This is a genomic window from Paenibacillus sp. Leaf72, from assembly GCF_001422685.1.
GTDB lineage: Bacteria > Bacillota > Bacilli > Paenibacillales > Paenibacillaceae > Pristimantibacillus.
Genome location: NZ_LMLV01000012.1, coordinates 148,679 through 170,411, shown reverse-complemented (window position 1 = coordinate 170,411; position 21,733 = coordinate 148,679). Strand labels below are relative to the sequence as shown.

Here is a 21,733-nt window from a genome sequence, read left to right as displayed (position 1 = left end):
GCCGCTTACAGCTCAATTACCGTATATTTAATTTCCTGCTCTGAATTTGGCGCCATCGCATGCAGCTCGTGATCCGGTGACTCCCAAATAGGCTTGACAGGCACTTTATAGCTTTGCAAGTTCTCATTTGTCCGCCGCACGGCGTAAGCCTCTGCCTTGCCTTCAACCATCATCTCTATTCTGTTGACGTTGTTCAAATCGACACCTTCGTTAATGGACATGCCCGCCAAATCAACGGTAGGAACCTTAATGGACCAGACGGATAACAATCCTGGCATAATTCGGGTACGACCATCACCTACTACGCCGCCTGCCTTAAAGCTGAGCTTCTCTCCATCAGGCTGAAGGTTCACTTCATATTGATACAAGCCTAAGCTGCTTTTATGAATAAAATCATGGCGCTTCGCTTCTCGGTCAAGGAAGGTAGAAGACCCGGAATGCGCAAAATCAACATGCACTTCCCCGTCCGTCTCACGCGCTCCAGGCAGCACAACCCGGCAGCCGCTCACCATCATATGTGCTTTTCCGGCGATTTTGCTCCGGATGAGAAGGTTGTCAAGCGATAGAGAGAATACAGCCGCGTCGCCTGCGCGCATCGCTGCAAACTGCTCTGGGAATGTCTCCTCCTTAAAAATAAATTTGATATTTTCAAACGGCTGAATAGCGCTATCCGAAGCATTAAGCATATTTTTCAGCTTGACGATTACATCGGCATGAATCCCGCTCAGCTCTGCGACATGGCTGTCTTTGATTTTCGGGAAACGCTCATTGCCCAATGTCATATAGCGGAATGCCTGATATTCCTGATAGAGGAAGTCAATCAAGGCAAGTCTAGCCTGACTGAAGCGTTCGAAAATATAAGTATGGAACAACGGCAAGCTAGCATCCATACCGTCTCCCAGGTTTTGGCGCAAACGATCGTCATTGGCTTGCAGCTCGATCAGCTCGGCCGCCAGCTTCTCATCCTCCAGAAAATAGGCGCTGTAGGCCGACGCCTTATTTTGATAATCCTCGACAACATTCAGGAATTCATAAAATACCGTGCGGTATTCCCCCGCTTTTTCGGGAACCTTGCTGTAAACCGGCTTCAGCAGCTCCTCAAATTCCTCCCTAGTCATCGTCATCAGCGTCGAACCATAACCGAACCGTTCTTGTGCCCTGTTCATCTGCTTCGTCAGGTCAACCAAGCCTCCGCCCTGCTCCCATAGCGCGCGGCCAGCAGCAGCGGTCTTCTTGACCGAATCCAGTGATTTGGATAGCTCCTTCTCCTTCTCCTTCTTTTCCTTTTTAATCGACTTATCGCTTTTGAAGGCTTCGTCAATGATAATCGTCTTGCCTTCAGACGTGAAATTGCTAATAGCCGATCGCAAAGCGCCGCCCACTTTGAGTGCTCCTACTACAGGAGCCACACCCGTAGCCAATGAAACGCCCGTGACAATTAAATCAACCGTTATTTTCAACGATTCCATGCGAAGCTCGTTTTTCAGTGCCTCGACAAAAGCGGTCGCTTTCTTTTGCAACTCCTCACCTTTGCTTTGGACATCCTTCAGCATCGCATCGATATTATGCTTAAGCTCGTCTCTTTCTTTAATGAGCCATTCCCTGCGTTTAGTAATTTCTGCGGCTTTGTCCGCGGATTGAGACATGGCCTCCTTGATTACCCCGACCCGGCTGTCCTGATTGGCCTGCACGCTTAAATAATCTTTATATAAGTCCTCCGCTTGCTGGGCGGCCGTTATTAAGCTGCCGCCAAGCTCCAAATAGCGGTCGAACGGCATAAGCGGAACCCAGTTCCATGGATGCCCGAAATAATCAAGTCCTTGGCTGAGTTGGGCAATCAGAATGGCGGCTTTGTTTCGCAGGGCAAGCCATTGAAGCGAAACCTCCAGCATGCGGCTTTTGAATTCTTCAAACCGATGCGCCTCATCCTCATGCACCTCATGAAGCGCAGCGTAGCGAAGCTCTTCAAACCAATCTGCATCCGGCATTGTTTTAAGCATCCATTCGAGCAAAATCGCCGCTTCATTCAGGCGCTCCTCGCTGGAGGCCAGATAAGCGATGCCGGCCTTATGCAGCGTAAGGCTTTTCTGCTCCAGAGACCCCATTAACCGCTGATCAAAGTAAAGCAGCTTGGGAGCATCCTGCCTATGGATCACTTCAAAGCTACCGAAGAAATCGGTATATTCAATAAGAGCAGGTTTACCCTCGCTATTAATTCCACAACGCCCCGGCCTGCCATCTGCTGCGGGAGCTTTAGAGTCGCCATTCTTGCCATTTGTTCCGTCTGTCCCGCTTTTCGCTCTGTTTGTCTCACTAATAATATAAATATAATTTTTGTCCATCCATGCCGGTGCAGGCTCTTTATCATAAAAACGGCCGCCTTTGCCGCCTGTTCCGCCGCTTGCTCCCTTGCCCGGCTTTGCCTGTTCACCGGCCCTGCCCGCCCGGCTCTCCATCTTAATGTAGTGCTCATTGGCCGATACTACGTATCCGACAATGATATCCCCTCCGTTGCCGCCATCTCCCGATTCTCCGGCATTTCCACCGTTTCCGCCATTGCCGCCGTCGGTGCCTGGCGTTGGATCGTCGGGAAAGAAAATGTTGAATTTGTAGTCTACTCCATCAATGCCGTTCGCGCCTTTGCCCCCGTCTCCGCCCTCCTGTCCACGCCCGCCTTGTCCGCCGTTAGCGATTAGCTTCAACTCGCCTTTCAGCTCAAAACGCTCCGCTGCCAAAGTAATAGCGCCGCCATTATAGCCGTTTGAACCACGTTCCCCATTTGCACCGGATAATCCCTTATCGCCCGGCTTGGCTCCCGCAACACCCGTTTTAGCACGATTTTCCGTAGTGAAATTGATATTAGCTGTTGGACCTGACGCATCGATAACAGCCTCTGCTTCTGAAGAGATAATACGCGCATTAATTGTTATATCTCTTCCCTTTGTTTCAAGCTTGCCTGCTAGACAAACGGTATCCGCATGAATGACATAATTGCATGTGGTATCCCTTAAATCCTCATATGTCAAAGTCAAATCAGCAGCTGTTAAATAAATCGTATTGCCCTTCTTACCTCGCTGAACATTCGAATACTTTAATTGATTAGCCAGCCACTCCTGCTCCATATTCTGCTGTGCAGGCCTATTGTCACCAACCATATTTTCTTTCGTTGGCATTCCCTTCGCCTCCCTGTATTTTCCTCATTAAATAGCGAAAAACCAGATTACTTCCATTCTTCTATCGGCTATATTCCTGTAAAAGCTTGTAAGCTTTCACTAAATTCATCATATCAAATCGTTCTGAACGGATATTGAACCATATTCTCCCTGTCAGCCATCTGCTGAAAGATAATACTTCAAACGCACCAGATGAAGGCGAGCATAAGCCGAAGAGGGAACTGCTATGATAACGCTTGTATCGAAGGCCATCACAGGATATAAAAAAACAAAACAGGCTGCCACGGGGCAGCCTGCTGTTTATCTTCTTTTTAATTTTTATGGTGCTAACAGCAAATTCAAATTATTGACGATTCCAGGCGTATACCGTTCACCGCTGCCGCCTTCACCAAGCATGCCATCGTAACCGTCGCCCCAAGCCCATAAGCTGCCATCTGCTTTTAGAGCATAAGTGGTATTGCTGCCGCCCCCGTTAATCACGAGGACATCAGATATACCATTAATGATCCCAGGAGTGTTTGTATCATTGGTATGGCCGAAACCTAACTTGCCGCTCTGGTTACTGCCCCAAGCATATACATTTCCATCTTCATCCTGTGCAAAAGATTGATAATTCCCTGCACCAAGCAGCGTGATTTTGGGTAGATCTTCAAGTTCAACTGGAAGCAATTGATTAACATTCGTCCCGTTGCCGACTTGGCCCATTTGATTAAAGCCCCAAGCATATACGCTTCCTGTCACGCTTAAGGCAAGAGCATGCTGGTTGCCCATCTTCATGGAAACGATATTAGTTAGTCCCGATACTTGAACCGGAACATTGCTGCTTGTTGTCGTCCCATTGCCAAGCTGACCATTTGTATTGTCTCCCCAAGCCCATACGGTTCCGTCAGCTTTTAAAACGTAAGAGGAAGCGTATCTAGCTTGGATTTCGAGCACATGATCCAAGCCTGGTACTTGAACAAGCGGTGAATAATCTCCCCATGTCCATACCGTTCCATCACTTTTCAACACAAGTGAGTTCGTGCCGCCTTCTGCTGAAATAGCAATCGCATGATCAATCCCGTTCACTTTAACTGGCGTATTGCTTGATCCCCTGCCCCATTGCCATACGTCGCCTTTCGAGGTCAGAATCAGGGAATGGCCAAAGCCAGCTTGTACGGCAATAATATCGCTTGGCAAGTTAGGCACTGTAAATCGGTTAGGGGAAGCTGTCGTCGTCCCGTCGCCAATTTGCGCATTCCAGTTAGCACCCCATGTGAGCACTTGGCCCATCGCGTCCAGCACTATAGCATGGTTCGATCCTAATGAGAAATGATTTTGCGGCAAAATAGCAATTTCATTCACTTCATACTCCAGTTCCTCAGAGTCCAGACTCGCCCCCCGCATGGAATCTGCTGCATGAGCGGTTATCGTATGTGTTCCCGATGCTAAAGCATTCAGTGCAAGCGTCAGAGTATCCGTTATCGCCGTACCCGAGGCCAGAATTGCCGTGCCATCTGTATCGTATACGGTTACCACGCTGCCAGCAGTCAGTTCGCCAATCGTAATCATTGGCAAGTGGTTCGAATACGAGCCATCTACTGAAATGACAGGCTGCCCCATGACGCTTTCTTGACTTACCGCTTTCGCTGCCTGCCCTGTTGTAGGAGCCGCTGTATTTTTCGGTGTCACTTCAAACGTCATATATTTGCCAGCATCTTCGCTGCCAAGCACATAAGTAAGGCTTGTCGCTCCATCAATTGCCGTATAATTAATGGTCTGTTCGTAGTCATCCGAGCGATACCACTGATAGGTTGTTCCCTCTTCTGCATCCCCATCGGTATCCCAATAGTAATAATCCCCTGTTAACGTTTGGCCTACTGCAGGTACACCTGTCACTTGGACTCCTTCTACGTATGGAGCAACGGGAGCGTTTTTCACTGCGCCCGTAATTGCACTTTTAACAGTATCTCCAATTGTTGGCTCTGCCGCATTCACAGGTGTAACTTCGAAGGTGATGTAATATCCCGCATCTTCCTCGCTCAGCAGATAGGTTGAATCATTTGCTCCGTCAATTTGCGTATAGTTTGATCCATTCTCATCATCCGAACGATACCATTCGTAAGCTGTTCCATCTTCCAAGTCGCCATCTGCATCTTGGTAGGTGTAGTTGCCCGTTAGCGTTTCCCCAACAGTCGCTGTCCCGCTAATAAAAACATCGGATGCCGTTGGAGCCTGCGGCACTGGTGTTGGCGTTGGTTCCGGCGTTGCTGTTGCGCTTGGCTCCGGCGTTACCGTCGGTTCAGGCGTTGCCGTCGCGCTTGGCTCTGGCGTTGCTGTTGGTTCTGGTGTTGCAGTTGGCGTTGCGCTTGGCGTCGGCGTTGCTGTCGACGGCGCTGGTGTTGATGATCCCGTTGTTACAGTTGCTGTTGGAGCTGGAGTAGCTGGCGGATTTTCAAAAGTCGTACCCACTCCTCCAGTATTAATGGTAGCCAGTACAATTGTACCTTGGCCTAACATTTTCACAACCGTATCTAGGACAAGCGTGTTGACTCTGCTGCCTTGGCTGAGATTCACCGTCGAGCCAGTTGCCCCTGAGTTGACATTCAACTGCTGGACAGTACCTGTCGGCAGGTCAACCTGAATTTGCTGAGCGCTGACATTGACCGTGTTGAATGAGCCTTGCAGGGTTACTTTCGCACCTGCTGGCAGTACTGCATTTAAGTTTACATTGCCAAAGCCTGCTCCTGAGCCTGATTCTTGAATAATCGCAGGAGAGTTAACCATAACAAGCGCAATCGTTGTTGTGCCTTCCGACACGATACGCACAGTTCCTGTACCTGATTTTTTGTCGATCACAATATCAATAAGCACCGAGTCGTTAAAATGGATACTGTTCTCGCCGCCGCCTTGAACGGTTACGGTTCCCGTTACTTTGACGTTGTTCAAGAACGCATCGCCATTGCCGATGCCTTCGCCCAATAACAGATCGCCATTAATGACCATGTTTTTCAGCGTTACGCCAGCTGCGCTAACAACGACGTTCTTATTAACCGTCTCAACTCCAGCAGCTGGACCATAAGTTCCCGCCGCGTCATAAACGATCGCTTGCGACTCCATTGCACGGTTCAGCGTTACTACCGCTTCTGCGCGAGTAATAAAGGCTGCCGGTTTAAACGTATTATCTGCGCTGTAGCCCTTCATAATTTCCTTAGCTACAACTGCGCCAATCGCGCCCTTGCTCCAGCTGGCAAACTGATTCGCATCTGCGAAGGCTGCTGCCGTAGTGCTGGCTGCCGGATTGATTTTCAGCAGACGGATGACAATGACCGCAGCCTCTTGACGGCTAATCGGCTTAAAGGCTCCGATTGTTCCATCCGCATAGCCTGAAATGTAGCCTGCTTTTACCGCCTTCGCGATATCTGCATAAGCCCAGTTTGTAGAGGGTACATCGCTAAACGTAATTTCCGTTTGCTCGGTAAAGCCGAATGCACGATTGACCAGTGTTATAAATTCAGCTCTTGTAATTTGATTTTCCGGCTTAAAGCTGCCGTCCTCATAACCCGTAATCAGCCCCTTGCTGATCCACTCTGAAACTTGGCTTTGTGCCCAATGCCCTTCAATATCCGCGGGAGCATTTGCTGCCGTAGTGGCACCAAATGCCACGCCAAACGACGATAACAATAGACATGCTGCAACAGCTGACGATACGAGCTTCTTAACCAGTTTGTTTTTCACGATAGTCCTCCTAATGATTATTGCTTTTTATAGTTGGTTCTTTATTCCTACTAATTAAATAAGTATAGCCCTACTCAATGACAGCAAAATGACAAACTCCGACAAGGAGCATGAAACTCTGGAAGAAATACGGATCGTTTTTGTAGCAAGAGAAAAAGCAGCCTCCTCGGTTGAGGACAGCTGCTCCTATACTTCTTGATATATATTGATATATATTGATATATCTTGACCCGTTTGAGGTCTATCTTCTCATTAACTCAGCCGCCAGCACCTTGATACTTGTTCGCACCATACATCCAGAACCTATAGCCTGCCCAATAACAAAGAGGGCCGACAAGTGGCACCATCCACATTGCCCACTGCGGTAAAAGCGTTGCATCATTAGATAAAAGGAATGCCGCTGGATAAAAACTAACAAAGGCGAGTGGTACAGCAACCGTAAGCAATAACTGAATAAACGTTCCGAATATCGGCAAAGGGTACGCAATAAAATCCTTTAATCTGAAAAATAGGGTAAACATAAAATTAGTTCTAATCCATATAAAAGAAACAGCACCGATAATGGTGAGGATTCCGGCATAAATCATAGCACCGCTGACAACGACTAGTATTAAGTAGATGTACTCGCTCAGCGTCCATTGCATATTCAGCTTCGAGATGGCCCAAATAAGTACAGAACCAGAGATTAAAATATGGGCGATGTACCCTAAGTTGAAGCCCCTGCTTACTAAGTATAAATAGGGATTTACAGGCTTTATAAGCAAAATATCAAACGTGCCCTGTTTAACCTGGCTTTCCAATTCGCGCATCTGTACAAAAGAAAAGGATGCCCCTAGTGCATACGTAAAGAGGCCGATGCTATACAAAAGGGCTATTTCCGGCCAAGTCCAACCAGCTATCGTGTTAAACCTTTGGATAAACAACCAGATTATAATATAGTCCCCGGCATATGCGATGATTTGAGCAAAAGCGGAAAGGATGAAATCAGCCCGATACTCCATTCTTTCTTTTAATAATAAACGAACTAGCTTGCCAAACAACTGCAGTGTCATGAATTTCCGCCTTCCTCTTTATCCGCCCTGCACAACTAAGCGACGCACGGCTCTAGTCCAAAGCCATTGAACGAGGACAAGTAATCCCACGATCCACCCTACCCCCATGGCAAGCACCTGCCATAGTTCAGTTTCCGTTATATTGCCTAGATATATGGCCGCCGGGACATAACCCATATATTGAAATGGCAGCATTTTCGCTACAGAAGCCCATGAAGGGGGGAAAAACCAAAGTGGCAAAAAAGAGCCAGAGAAGATAGTGATTAGGCCTCCCATCATCCAACTAAGAGCAAAATGATTCATAAACCAAAATGCTAGTAATGAGATTAGATAACCTAGAAGAAAAGAAATAATAAGAGCCAGCATCAGTGCCAATAAAAAAGCGAAAAGGTTTGTTAAGGTCGCAGGTGGGAGTATTCCGAAAAACAGCCCTGCTATAAGGAGAGACGGCGCAACAGTGAAGGCTAGTTGATAGAGGGAATTGCCTAGCCCATCAAAAAGCAAATATAACGGGTACGATAGCGGCTTGATTAATTCTGAGGCGATTCCTCCCGATTTTAAGCTTCCATCCACTTTACTGCTTACCCCATTTAATAACAGGGCAAAAAGCAGTGTATTGATAATGCTGTATGTAATCATTTGTTCGGCCTTAATACCCGCTACACTGCCGCTACCAATAACGGCTCGCCAGATTTCAACCTGGATCAGGATCGTGACAAAGTTGCCCAGTAAACGGAGCCAAACTTCCGAACGGTAAGCTAACTGGTTAGAAAAAGCTTTCATTGCGAACATAAGATACATTCTCATTACTAACCCACCTTAACCAATTTGGCGTTTTAAATCGGCTTCAGCTAGTTGATGATATAGCTGCCGGATAACGGAATCGATATCCGCACTTTCAATTGAAGCGTCCTCAACGGGATACTTCGCTGCAATTCGACTCACAAGATCAAATACGCTGGCATCACTTTTTGCAAAAGAATAGGTTCTTCTTAGCCCTTCCTCTTGAAGCAAGGTTATTCCCGGCATATCGATTAAACCTGGCTCTTCCCGAAAATCAATGACAACTTGGCGTTCATTACCTAGTCTGTTGCGGAGCTCTACAACAGACCCGTCGTAAACGACGCTCCCCTTATTCACCACAATCATTCTCGGACATATTTCCTCTATATCTTTCATATCGTGTGTCGTTAAAACGATGGTTACTCTTTTATCACGATTTACCGTACGCAAAAACTGCCGGATTTGGTCCTTGGCGATCACGTCGAGACCAATTGTAGGCTCGTCGAGAAAAAGAATTTTGGGTTCATGCAAGAGCGCCATTGCAATTTCAACACGCATCCGCTGCCCTAGACTTAATTGTCTTACTGGTTTTTGAATAAAATCCTTGATGGATAGCAATTCCACGCAAAATTCCAAATTGTTCTCGAAAGTTGCCGCAGGTATCTTATAAATGTACTTATGTAGATCAAAGGAGTCCTTAACCGGAAGGTCCCACCATAGCTGGCTTCGCTGCCCGAAGACCACTCCAATTTGCCGGGAGTTAACTTTACGCGCTTGATGAGGCACGCTTCCAAGTACTCGCAGTTCTCCAGCAGTAGGCACCAAAATTCCGGTCATCATCTTAATCATTGTTGATTTCCCCGCACCGTTAGGGCCCAAATAACCTACCGCTTCGCCTTCTTTAATGGAAAAGCTAAGATGATGAACGGCCATTTCTTCTATATACTCACGCGTAAATAAACTCCTAACGGAACCAATGAGCCCCGGGAATCTTCTATACTGTCGATAAGTTTTGGTGATATCATTTACAGAAATAATAGCCATACTACTATGACGCCCCCATTTTTCACTTAATGATCCCTAACCTCTACGACGGGCATACTGGTCCAAAAATCCTTATGATACGGCGGCGCCGTTTGCCAATGTGGAATTCTGCCCAGCAAATTATCTATGACCCCTATAAAATATCCAATATAGTCGCCACTTCCAAGGTTTTCATAAGGCAAATAAATAATCAAGTTTCCATTATCGTTTTGAAAATGAGAACAGCCTCGCAGGACATCTTCTTCTCTCACATGGGCAAATTTAGATCTTTCAACTGGCTGGAGCCTGTTGTTTTCTTTACGAATAATGACTTGATGTGTGAAATAGTCTGGGCAATCCAGATCCGGATCGACCAGAAAAATCATTATTTCCTGATTTTCAGTAAGGTTATTTAAAGTTGGTTCGGAAAGGTTCAAACGGAGTATAAGGCGATTCGCCTCATATTCAAAGTTATAGCGCAGATCAAATTTATCATCGTTTACTAACAACTTCCGCCACTGCTTATCGTTTGTTTTTATGGGCCCGCAATAATTGATATTATGATCGCTAAACGCTGCTTTTTTACTCATTAAAGCGATCATTTTCTTGCGCTGCTCACCATCAAGAAACAATCTCTCTGTTATGCTGATATCCCATTCATAAAATGATTGATTATGATTTAAAGCTTCGTCTGCTCTAATATAATCTAGACATGATAGATCGACGCCGGCAAATATCTCTTTAATTTGCTTTATAACTAGAGCAAACTCTCTGTTCAATTCATACTTAGCTATCCATTTATTTACGTTATCCCAATTTACCATTTGCTCATATTTTTTAAAAAACATGACTATATCCATATAGTTTTTAAGTGCTGGAATTCGCTCATCGAAGCCCTCGGCATCATTGAATGCATTTTCAAGCAAGGCGATACAGCTATGCTCGAGATCTAAGGTTTTCACATTTTCATTGCCCTGAATATTCATATATTGCGTGGATTCCAGAAAGGAAGTAATCTCTTTAATGGATTGATGCAGATGCCTTCCCGTCTCAAGTACAACGTATCTTCCAGAATGGGTATGTTTCCAGTATTCGAAAAATTCATGGCTATCTGGAGCTTTCAATATTGGCTTATCCAAATAAAAGAAATCGTTTGGGTCCTTCCTGTCTATGTGATACGTGTTTTTATTTCCTATGGCACTATGAAAGCCGCATACACGCAGCAACTCATTAATTTGATCCATCTCATGTTCATTAATGAGCAAATCTATATCCCGAGAATCCCTCTTATAAGCATCCTCATATATGAGGATGGATAAGGCAATTCCCTTGTTTAATACAATATTTATATTCATTTCTTTTGCTTTATTAAATAATAATTTAATTTCTTGTATTCTCTCATCAATAATTTCCACATGGTTTTGGTATAGGGTTTCACACGATTTTTTTAAGCTATCCGGCAGGACAGGAGATATATTTTGATAGGTTAAGGCAAAAATTTTATGCTGCTGCAGCAAATTCATTAAAATGGACCAATCCACATCCTGAAAACCATCAGCCGTTAATGGATGATTATTTATTACACTTTTTGACACTTCCAATAATGCCGCTTGCTCTCTCGTCAATTTCATAAATCCTCCATCATATTAATGCGTTTTCAAGGGTTAGAAGCTTATCTTTAAACTTTTTCACATTGCCAAAAGCCTTTCTCATCTTTAAATCTTCTGGATTTATCACCCTTGAATAAGGCAATATGGCCCTGCTTCTAACAATTAAGGAGAGCGTCATTTTATTGCTTGGAATGACTCGATGGAAGCTGCCCGCTTCAAAAAAATAAGTATCGCCCTCTACTACCTTAGAGCTGCGGGTTAATTCAACCTCTACTTTATCCATCTCAAGTTCCGTGACATTATATTCCTCATGGGTATATTCACCGCATAACATGATGACCGCAAAATTAAACCTATGATCATGTATGCTTTCAAAAGGCCATTTATTTTGCGGCCAGTAATGCAAGCGACCACGAATTCCCGAATTTTCGCCGCTCCACAGTACATACTTTTCAAATCCCAAAGGATGAATTTCCATGAGTGACGCTAAATTACCTAATTGATCTTCAGATTCTTGACGCAATTCTGAAAGCCATTCTGTAACTTTCTGTAGATTCACCTGTTCCTTTAGCAAGCCGCACATCAGCTCTAATTCCTTTTTGCTTTCTAAGGTAAATGTACGATCTATAACTTCAACAAATTTATTTAATACCATACGAATATCCTCCCTTTGTGCTCATAATCGTTTCTAAATGTAATATAATTTCAGAATGAATAGCTTGGGGGTCTCTTTCCCCATCCATGATTAAGGCATCTTCAGGCAATACCGTTCGAAAAGCTTCCCTTACATTAATAAAGATAGACGGGTCTTTTTCTTCATATTTTAGGTGCCCATCCCGGGCCTGTATTCTCTTAATGGTTATTTCGGGCTTAATATCTAAAAAAACAGTTAAATCTGGTTTGCGTATGGAGCCATAAAGATTTTTAATATCATTGATATCCATTCCCCGAACTTTGAAATAGGCATAAGAACTGTAAATATATCGATCAGATATAATGTTAACGCCCGACTCCAAGCGCTGCTCCAAATCATACATATGGGTTATTCGATCAGCAGCAGACAGCATCGCAATGACTCTCATGTCAGGGGCATGTCCATCATCAAGATAGGATCGTACCCTCGGATCATTTCTATATTGATCAGTTGGCTGCTTGGTGTTGTATAATTGCACATTATTAAGCTCAAACCATTTGGTAAGCATTCCGATTTGTGTAGTCTTCCCTGCTCCATCCAACCCGCACATTGCAATTAAAAGTCCACTCAAAATGTCATTCCTCCATTAATGTCTATTGAAGCTCCCCATATATATGAGGAGTGGTCTCCGAGTAGGAAAGCAATTACATTAGCGACCTCCTCAGGTTTGCCAATGGTGTTTGACAGCGTTTTTTTTCGATGATAGTCACGGCGCTCTGAGGATTGCACCTTGGACATGTCCGTATCTATAATTCCCGGCAGTATGGAGTTAACTCTTATTCCCTTCGGAGCCAATGAAAGACTAAGACTTCTTGAAAGCCCAAGAAGTGCCGCCTTCGATGATGCATATGCAGGGTCTCGACTTCCAACTTTAGCAGCTGTACTTGAGGTGCAAATAATACTGCTTAAAGAATCACAGCCTTGTTCTAGCAATAATTGCACGATAATAAATAAAGAAGTTACATTTACAGCGTGAACCTTCTGCCATAATGATAAATCGTATTGCGATAGACTGAGGTTCGGATATATTCCAGCCAAATGAACAATACCCGTTATATTTTTCAAATCATCTTTATATAAGTCGAATGCTTTCCTTATTTGATGCTCGTCACTTAAATCGCACTGTATAGGAATGTCCACCGCTGCACAGCTAGTCTTCAAATCCATACCGATGACCTGAACGTCCCGCTCCTTTAACTGCCTGATTAGCTCTGAAGCTATGCCTCCTCCAGAACCCGTTATTAAAATTTTGTCCAATATATCACCCTTATACATTCATTTTCATTCTATCTCTTAATAGATCTTGCTCAGGCTCTTTCGATTTATTGCTCAAGTATTTCAGAACCTTCTGATCCGTCCCGTCATAAACTAAAGCAAATCTATCAACGACATGAATACCTGCGTTACGTGTGGCTTCATATTTCTTTTTATTATTTCCTATAAGCCTAACTTGAGTTATGTTAAAATGATTGAGTATGGCGATAGAAGCTCTGTAATTTCTAGCATCCTCCATCCCCGTCCCCAATTGGGAGTACGACTCAACCGTATCAAGTCCTTCATCCATCATATTGTAAGAAAGAAGCTTCGTGGCCAGGCCAAAACCTCGTCCTTCATGGGAGGCATGATAGGTAATAATTCCTTGTCCCGCTGCACTAATCAACTCCATAGCCTTGTCCAGCTGCCATTTACAGTCACATCGAGTGCAATTAAACACTTCGCTTGTTATACAAGCCGAATTAAAACGACATAATACTGGACCTTCCCAATCTACTCCATTGCGTTTCACTACTGCTAAGTGTTCAACGGCTTCTGAAGGCGCTTGCAAAAGATCTGTCATACTAAAACGATATAAGTCCATCGTTCCAAAGATGGTATGAATCTTACCTTTAACCACATGATTGATTACAATATTACTGACCACGATACTTCACCCCTTCTATTCAAATATTTCCAACAATTAGATATAAATAGTATAGAACGTAAAAGATGTCAATCGATACCTTTACAATCGGTTAATTTTTCATGCGGTTATTAGTGGTCATTTCTTTAGAATGTCCCATGGAGTATTGTGATAAAAAAATAAAGGGCTTCATCTCCGCTTCCGAGATAAAGCCCTTCTATTTGAGTTTCATAATAATATTTCATAATAAAATGTATTAAACATCTAAAAAATTAATTACTAAGCCGTACCTCGTTGATTTTTTCTTTAGACTCTCTAGCAGCCTTCGCAATAAATTCATATAGAATAGCTTCTGTTTTCTTCTCTTCCTTTGCACCGTTATAGATGATGCCTCTGGATGAGGAAACCAAGGCACCTAATCCTTTTGCATCAAAAAATGGCTTTAAATCATTAGCCGTTCCGCCTTGTGCGCCGAATCCCGGAACTAGAAAAATAGAGCTTGGCAATACTTTCCGCACCTTCTCAGCTTCCATTGGGTAGGTTGCCCCAACAACGGCGCCAATAAAGGAGTAATTATTTTCCCCCAATGTTTGCTGCGCCAGTTTGTTGATATCATCAGCCATTTTAATATAAAGCAATTCTCCGTTTTCCAGCTTAACATCTTGTACTTCATGTGAAGAGGGATTAGAGGTTTTCACTAGTAAAAATAAACCTTTACCGTTTCTTCCAGCTTCCTCGATGAAAGGGAGGTAACCATCGCTGCCCAGAAAGGGGTTAACGGTAACCATGTCTCCTGCAAGAGAGCCATTCCCAAGGAATGCCTTTGCATATGCACTTGAAGTAGAGCCTATGTCTCCACGTTTTGCATCATTGATGACGATTAAATTTTTTGATTTGGCGTAGGCAATCGTTTTCTCTAATGCATGAATTCCCTCGCTGCCATAAACCTCATAATAAGCCAGCTGTGGCTTTACAGCTACTGCATGCTCGGCTACTGCATCAATTACAATTCGATTATAATGATAAATGGCTTCACTAGCTTGTTGGTTGCTAATCTCATCGTTATCCACTAAAAAATCCGGGAAGTATTGTAAATCGGGATCTAACCCTACGACTAATACAGAGTTTTTATGTAGGATCTCTTCAATAAGCACATCAGCGAAATTCTTCATATTCTATGCTCCTCTTATAAGTAATCCGTTAGATTTGGCCGGCTCAGTGATTTATTGTATCACACAATGAATACACTGTCTTCCAAATCTATACAAAAATTCATCTATATCTTTATATATCCTCTTTGTGCTCTACTTTCAGTAAGTATTCAGTTCCCGCAGCAGCTGCTCATAGAGTACGGTTATCTCAAGCGATGGACCGACACCCATCTCATGATGCAGCATGTCTACAAATTTCATGTATTGCTGGACTAACGCTTCTTTGTTTTTCTGGAGAGCGTGGGCGCGCATCAGCAGCTTTATGGTCTCTTCATCCAGCTCGTTTATAGCAGACTGCTTAGCGAGCAGTCGAATTGCTGTTGCTGTATCTCCTCTAAGCAGCAAGGCGCTGCACAGCCTCTGGGAGAGAGCGATATACATTTGCGAGAACCGTTCGATCTCGCTCCATGCCCACGGATAGGCGCGATCTCCAAACAAATCCCCGACATAAAGCTGCTCCAGCTCAAGCGCCCGCCCGATATTCTCGTCAAGAACGAGTGCCATTTGCTTGCAGCCCTCTTCAAAGCTGAACATATCGAAGCGCGCCTCATTCAAATTCAGGCCATAATGAATACCGTCGGAGTGCAGGCTGCCCTTAAGTCCATTAGCTTCAAGAAGCTTGCGCAGCTGGTAAGCAGTTGTGTTTAAATAGCTTTCCGCATTTTTTCGGGGCATGCCGCCAAAAATATCCTCAATCAGCCGCGCCCTTGAAACGAGACGGCCTTTTTGCAGCGATAAATAGGCGAATAGCTCGGCGCTTTTGCTCGTCTTCCATTTTATAATTTCATCACGGGCACTGCGGATTTCCATTCTACCGAGACAATTGAACAGCACTTTGGTCGGGGCAGCCTTCTGTTCCTCCGCCGGCATAGCGGGAGTACCTTCGGATAACGCTTTGAGAATAGTCTGTCTAAGCCTTTCCTGTACGACGGGCTTTACCATATAGTCGTAAGCGTAGACGCCGAACGCAGGCAGCGCATATTCCTTATGCGAGGTTACAAACACCAGCTTCGTCTGCCTGCCCTGCTCCCGTAACCGCTGAGCAAACTCCAGCCCGCTCTCCTTCGGCATGCTAATGTCCATAAAGATCATATCAATCTCCTGCTGTTGCAAAAAAGCGAAGGCTGCAGCCGTCTCCTGAAAGCTGCCCATGATCTCGACTTCGTCGATTTTGCCCAGCATTCTGCTCATAATCAGGTGCATCGCCAGTTCGTCATCGATGATGATGACCTTCATCCTGTCCCTCTCCTTTCTGACTGTTCATGGGGGTAAGCTGGTGCTAATGGAGGTAGAGGCAATGAAAAATAAAATGTACTCCCCTGTTGGGGCGCCGTGTCGAACCAAATCTCGCCCCCGTTCAAGTGGACGAATTCCCGGCATAAAGTAAGGCCTAATCCTACGCCGCGCTCGCCCGCGGTTCCTATGGAAGGCACAGGATAAGCATCCTGCTGCAATAGTGAATCCACCTGCTCCGTTGGCACTCCCGCGCCTGTATCGCTGACCGATACGACCATTTTGCCCTCCACAAGCTCTGCTTTTAAACGAATGCTGCCTCCGTAATCCGTAAACTTAATCGCATTGGACAGCAAATTGCGAATAATGAGATCAAGCATTTCCTTATCGGCAAAAATAAACGTTTCCTGTGGAATCTCGGAAATAATACGGATGCTTTTGCTTTCACTGCGTACCTGCAAGAGACGCGCATTCAGCTGTACCGTCTGGGCAAGATCCCGCACCACCGGATTAAACACCATCCCGCCCCGCTGGCTGCGAAACCATTCGAGCAAGCTTTCTACGAGAGCAAACGTCTTCTGAATTTGCTGGCCCATCTCCTGAACGATTTCATCGTGCTTGCCCCCGTAGTCCAGCAGCTCATCCTCCATTAGCTCCATCAGATTCAGCGATACCGCAAGCGGATCACGGATATCATGGGCTACTACGCTGAACATTTTATCCTTGAACGTATTGAGCTCCTGGAGCTGTTTTGCATTTTCCTGCAGCCGTTCCTCGTTGCGGACGCTTTCGGTTACATCGCTTAACAATAGGATCTGGCCAGCGGGTCTGAGCCGATTATCAAGAATAAAGGAGAGATGAAGATTATAAAACCGTTCATCACCCTCCCGAGCAAGCCGCACTTTAGGAGCAATAGTGGGGCCTCGAGCTATTTTCTCAAGTAGAGTGGGATATTGTGCGAATATGTAAGCGGCCGGCTGCCCAATCCAGCTATTGTGAAGGCCTGTTATCACTTTTTTGGCAGATTCATTAAAGCTCGTGAGCGTATGATCCAGATCGAAGATCATTACGGCATCCTGCATGGAGGCAAATACCTTTTGCAGTGCCAGAGGTGCCAATCGCAGCATATTAAACTGGTAAATGCCCCACATGTAAAATATGCCGGAGACTAGAAAACCAAATGGAGAAATATCATACGGCATGTTAAGAATGCCGCTTAAATAAACGAGAGTGAAGCCGTATGGACCCCACGAGCCAATAAACATAAGCGCAATTTGTTTTTTCATCCGCGAAGCCGATTTAAAGAACATTTGAATCAAGAGGATCATGCCAATGACAAAAAAAGAATAAGCGTATGCGACATGAAGCTTGTAGAAAGGCCCTTTTTCCAAAACAACCAGCGGAAAGCCTTCTGAACGATCTAAAGTCATGCTTGTATAAAAGAGGTGATGCCACTCATTCGTATGGTGGGCTAGAAAATTAATGAAGGGAATAAAGAGAAGAAGAATGACGAGTTTTTTGGTGACAAGTGCCTGCCGTCCGGTATACTGCAATACCATAATGAACCACAATATCGTGCCAAATGGAATACCGATGTATTCAATATGCAGCCAAAACCGGATATCCTCCAAAGAATTGCTGACGATTTCAAAGGCGTAGCCGAAAGTATAAAAAGTACCCGTCAACATTCCTAATCCATAGCTAATGGCAATGGGAAGCTCTCTTCTTTTGAAGCAAAGATAGCAGATGATTAGGGAACAGCAAGTGACTGCCAAGAGCATGGCGGATAAATATAAGTTGTTATGCATGGCTGAGTGCCCCTTAGCAGATTATTCTTTTATGATGCCCTTCATATCTTATCAGAAGACTAGGAAAAAAAATATAAAAAAGAGCCAGTCCGCGAACGGACCAGCCTATGAATGGACTGGATTTCCTAATATGGCGAAAAACAGGGCCATTTCAGCAGAGAAAGCAGCCCCTTGAGCAGGGACTGCTTTCTTCTTTTTTATAAATGGTTTACTGCCTTATTTGCTTTGCAGCGCCAAAATATTCAGCAATACCGTTACCGCTTCCGCTCTTGTTGTATAGGCTTGAGGCGCGAATTGATTATCGCCTTTCCCTTGTACAATGCCGGCTTGCTTCGCATAAGCCACGCCGCTTTTCGCCCATGCTGGGATGTCCTTATCATCTGCAAAACCAGTTGCCGCATTCTCATCAGCAGGAATACCTGCTGCGTTTGCCAGCATAGCTGTCATTTCCGCTCGCGTAATTTGAGCATTCGGATGGAATGCGCCATCAGCGTAGCCTTTCGTAATGCCAGCTTGTACCGCTTGCGCAACTGCTTTTTGCGCCCATGCGCCAATTGTCGCTGTATCGGTGAAGGTGAGTGCTGGCCCCTCTTCCTCCGGCTTCAACGTGTTCATCAGCATCACTGCAAATTCTGCACGTGTTACCGTTGCATTCGGCTTAAAGCTGCCGTCCGGATATCCGCTGACAATGCCTGCGCCAATTGCTTTCTTAATGTTTGCTTCCGCCCAATGGCCGAAAATATCGTTGAATTCCTGAGCTGGATTTATAGGATCGACAATAGGTTGAGCTACAGCCATAACCGCATACTTCGTGAAATGATCCACCGCTACCGTAATCTGGTTGCCGCTAAACGTTCCACCGACTTCTACCCATGCTTTCTTCCCTTCGTCAAAATAGAACACCGAAGCCTTCTGGTTACTCTTCAGACTTGCTTTGTTGAAAGTGAACGTCAATGTAACAGGATTGCTGAAGTTTTCCGTGAAATTTTTCAAAATTTCAAAGACGGAGCTAGCCAGTGTTTCCTTATTTGTGAGCAGGCCTTGTACATTTTGCAATTTGGTAATGGAGATGATTAATTCTTTCGCTGTCGCATTAGCTGGAATCGAGACGATGACTTCGCTATTCAAGCTTACCTCGCCCGCTTTGCCAACTGGAAGCGTCAGATTACCATTCGTTGAGATAACTTTGTCCGTGCTAGGCACAGTCGTCGAACCGCCGCCACCAACAGCGCCACCGCCGCCAGTTGAGGCTGAAATCGTGTAGCTTGCGCTCATCACTTCGCTATTTGCTTTGCCGTTGGCAACAGCGATAGCTTTAATCGTCAGCGCGCTGCTCACGACAATCGGTCCACTGTACAAGGTGCTGCTTGTGGTTGGGTTGCTGCCATTCGTCGTGTAGTAAATAGCCGCGCCAGCTGTCGAGCTGCTCAGCGTCACGTTTGTACCCGCTGCAACGGCTCCACTCGCCGGATTTGCCACAGGGGCAGCCGTCGTTGTGCTTGTCGTTACCACTACATTGGTGGATGAAATCTGGTCAGCTTGTCCAACGTTAATCTCATACGTTCCGACCACTTCATTAGCACCAAGGGTAATGGTGTCGCTGTATGTGCCATTGCTAACCTTGGCCACATTAAAATATAGAATGCTGCGGTCAGGACGGTACACTTTAATAATGACCTCGGACAGGTCTGAGGTTCCTGTGATATTAATTTGGCTGCCAGGATGGATGCTGCCTGTCACCGGATTGACCGAGACAGCAGCCCATAAGGAGATGGGAAACAGCGATAGGCATAGACCAATGATTAGAGTTAAGCTCCATGTACGTATTCTCACTTCAGACATACCTCTTTTCTATTCAATTAAGCGTAAACGGCTAAAGCTGTCCTCTCGCGGCTAAGCTACCGTTTCGAGGGTGAAATATAAGCCCACTATCAATCCCAGTTGCGCCATTCTTGGTAACGCTGCTCAAACTCTGTCGCATCCACTTCTGTTACAAGATTATAGCCTAGGTTGCTAGGATCGGCATTGTCTCCTGTAATGAGAAAAGCACGGACCGAGTAGTTCGGATTTGTTGCCGCATCCGCTAAATTGAAATGTGCGCGATTTGTCTGATAGCCATTCAGCCTGTCAGTCGTAACAGAAACGGTATCCACTGGCACATCGCCGTTCATAAGCTGAAAAATAACGGTTGCTTGATCATTATAACTATTGTTAGTGATGTTTCTTACGAATTTGACGGATGCGGTTAGTCCGCCGCTCGCCCTATCAATAAGAGGCTCGCTCATATAGTAGGAATGCTCGGATTGATGAAGAGTAGTTTCGTACACCCCATCTATCGTATCATAGGTCTTCACAACGATTTTATTTTCACCTTCTGACAGCACGCTGGCTTGCAGCACAATTTCGCCGTCAATTTGACCAAAGACCCCAGGTGTATAAGTATAGCTTTCGCTTGACACAGTCACTCCATTTACTTCAATAGAGTCCGGCGCCCATTGTGCAGTTGGAGGATTAACGGAAATCGTTAAGGCTTTTCCAGTAAAATAGTAATCTTCATTATTATTTAGATATGGCTGGCGAAATGTCACAACCGAAACAGGCATTGTTGTTCTTATTTTATCCCCTGTCAGATTGTCTGCGGCATCAAAGCTTATAGTAGCCGTACCTGTGCTAACCCCATTAATATAAAAATACCAACCATTTGGACTTGCAGAAGCTATAGCGGTATCAGAGCTTATGAAGTTGCTAAGCGTTACTCCATTGGGTGTATCGTAAAAATTGGCACCCTGCAAAAATTGATTATAACCAGCTTGTATTCCAGGGAAAACATAGTTCCGATCGACCATAGGAGCCACCGTACCAACATGATTAGCTCCAACCGCTAGCGAAGTGTAGCCTACAACCTCTCCGCTTTGAGCATCTACTTCAACGATAGAAAGGATATCGCCAGCAGCAGCCGGTACAAAAGGATTATAGTTCAGGTTATAACTATAAGCACCCGCAATCGTGCTGAACGATGTCCCTGTTTCAGGCACCACCTCTGCACTTGCCTTTCCATAGGTCGACCATACAACTGTACTATTCGAATTAAAAAGGCCCGTCACTTTCACTTTACCTTGTGTAACGATTCCTCTGTTTGTCTCCAAGGCAACTGTACTGAGATTCGGGCTCACCGAAACCGGAGTTGGAGCAGCCAAAGCCGTGCTTGGCAGAACAGACAGCGCTACGACTAGCGCCAACATCATAGACAACACGGTGAAGCTAGATTTCCCTTGCGCTTTTACTTTAAACCAACCTTTTAACATGAATCTTTCACTCCCCTGTACATTCTCGTATTCGGCATGTCTTTCAATGAGCAACCTTCCTGCCCACTATTCCAGCTAAGTATAATCCACCCCAATGACAGCAAAATGACAAACTCCGACAAAAGACCTCCTCTAATTGACCCATTTCAAATCTCTCGTCCCCCCTTTTATCCTAGGCGCCAGATTTTTATGAACAAAATATGAATAAGTAGAAACTTTTACCC

15 protein-coding genes are annotated in these 21,733 nt (G+C 45.0%); all 15 read right to left on the bottom strand.

Going from position 1 to position 21,733, the window contains the following annotated elements:
• Positions 1–5: 5 nt before the first annotated feature.
• On the bottom strand, positions 6–3,173 hold the full coding sequence (locus ASF12_RS15460; protein WP_056036333.1) for a hypothetical protein: 3,168 nt from the start codon (positions 3,171–3,173) through the stop codon (positions 6–8).
• A 318-nt stretch (positions 3,174–3,491) separates the two neighbouring features.
• Positions 3,492–6,890 (bottom strand): RCC1 domain-containing protein, encoded by a 3,399-nt coding sequence (locus ASF12_RS15455; RefSeq protein ID WP_056036332.1) that lies wholly within the window; start codon positions 6,888–6,890, stop codon positions 3,492–3,494.
• A gap of 257 nt (positions 6,891–7,147) precedes the next feature.
• The gene (locus tag ASF12_RS15450) at positions 7,148–7,942 is read right to left on the bottom strand and encodes an ABC transporter permease (RefSeq protein ID WP_056036330.1); all 795 of its coding nucleotides are present in this window, start codon (positions 7,940–7,942) and stop codon (positions 7,148–7,150) included.
• 18 nt (positions 7,943–7,960) lie between these two features.
• The gene (locus ASF12_RS15445) at positions 7,961–8,749 is read right to left on the bottom strand and encodes an ABC transporter permease (RefSeq protein ID WP_056036329.1); all 789 of its coding nucleotides are present in this window, start codon (positions 8,747–8,749) and stop codon (positions 7,961–7,963) included.
• Positions 8,750–8,761: 12 nt separating this feature from the next.
• Positions 8,762–9,769 (bottom strand): ABC transporter ATP-binding protein, encoded by a 1,008-nt coding sequence (locus tag ASF12_RS15440; RefSeq protein ID WP_056036327.1) that lies wholly within the window; start codon positions 9,767–9,769, stop codon positions 8,762–8,764.
• Between the two features lie 26 nt (positions 9,770–9,795).
• Entirely contained in the window at positions 9,796–11,373 is a 1,578-nt protein-coding gene (locus ASF12_RS15435; protein ID WP_162241899.1) for a nucleotidyltransferase family protein, read from the bottom strand.
• 16 nt (positions 11,374–11,389) lie between these two features.
• Positions 11,390–12,013 carry a hypothetical protein gene (locus tag ASF12_RS15430; RefSeq protein WP_056036322.1) on the bottom strand — a complete coding sequence of 208 codons (624 nt, stop codon included), beginning with the start codon at positions 12,011–12,013 and terminating at the stop codon, positions 11,390–11,392.
• Positions 12,000–12,623, bottom strand: a complete 624-nt coding sequence (tmk, locus tag ASF12_RS15425; protein WP_056036321.1) for a dTMP kinase — start codon at positions 12,621–12,623, stop codon at positions 12,000–12,002. The genes ASF12_RS15430 and tmk overlap by 14 nt, the downstream gene beginning before the upstream one ends.
• A complete protein-coding gene (locus tag ASF12_RS15420) occupies positions 12,620–13,327 on the bottom strand; it encodes an SDR family NAD(P)-dependent oxidoreductase (protein ID WP_056036318.1) in 708 nt (235 codons plus the stop codon). The genes tmk and ASF12_RS15420 overlap by 4 nt, the downstream gene beginning before the upstream one ends.
• Positions 13,320–13,973, bottom strand: coding sequence for a hypothetical protein (locus ASF12_RS15415; RefSeq protein ID WP_056036316.1), 654 nt, complete (start codon positions 13,971–13,973; stop codon positions 13,320–13,322). The genes ASF12_RS15420 and ASF12_RS15415 overlap by 8 nt, the downstream gene beginning before the upstream one ends.
• A gap of 251 nt (positions 13,974–14,224) precedes the next feature.
• The gene (gene pyrF / locus ASF12_RS15410; protein ID WP_056036314.1) at positions 14,225–15,124 is read right to left on the bottom strand and encodes an orotidine-5'-phosphate decarboxylase; all 900 of its coding nucleotides are present in this window, start codon (positions 15,122–15,124) and stop codon (positions 14,225–14,227) included.
• A 138-nt stretch (positions 15,125–15,262) separates the two neighbouring features.
• A complete protein-coding gene (locus ASF12_RS15405; protein ID WP_056036313.1) occupies positions 15,263–16,399 on the bottom strand; it encodes a response regulator in 1,137 nt (378 codons plus the stop codon).
• Complete coding sequence (locus tag ASF12_RS15400) at positions 16,396–18,204, bottom strand: sensor histidine kinase (protein WP_081418835.1); 1,809 nt, start codon at positions 18,202–18,204, stop codon at positions 16,396–16,398. The genes ASF12_RS15405 and ASF12_RS15400 overlap by 4 nt, the downstream gene beginning before the upstream one ends.
• A gap of 216 nt (positions 18,205–18,420) precedes the next feature.
• Positions 18,421–20,037 (bottom strand): S-layer homology domain-containing protein, encoded by a 1,617-nt coding sequence (locus tag ASF12_RS15390; RefSeq protein ID WP_056036308.1) that lies wholly within the window; start codon positions 20,035–20,037, stop codon positions 18,421–18,423.
• A gap of 98 nt (positions 20,038–20,135) precedes the next feature.
• The gene (locus ASF12_RS15385) at positions 20,136–21,509 is read right to left on the bottom strand and encodes a hemoblobin-interacting domain-containing protein (RefSeq protein WP_056036305.1); all 1,374 of its coding nucleotides are present in this window, start codon (positions 21,507–21,509) and stop codon (positions 20,136–20,138) included.
• Between the last annotated feature and the right edge of the window lie 224 nt (positions 21,510–21,733).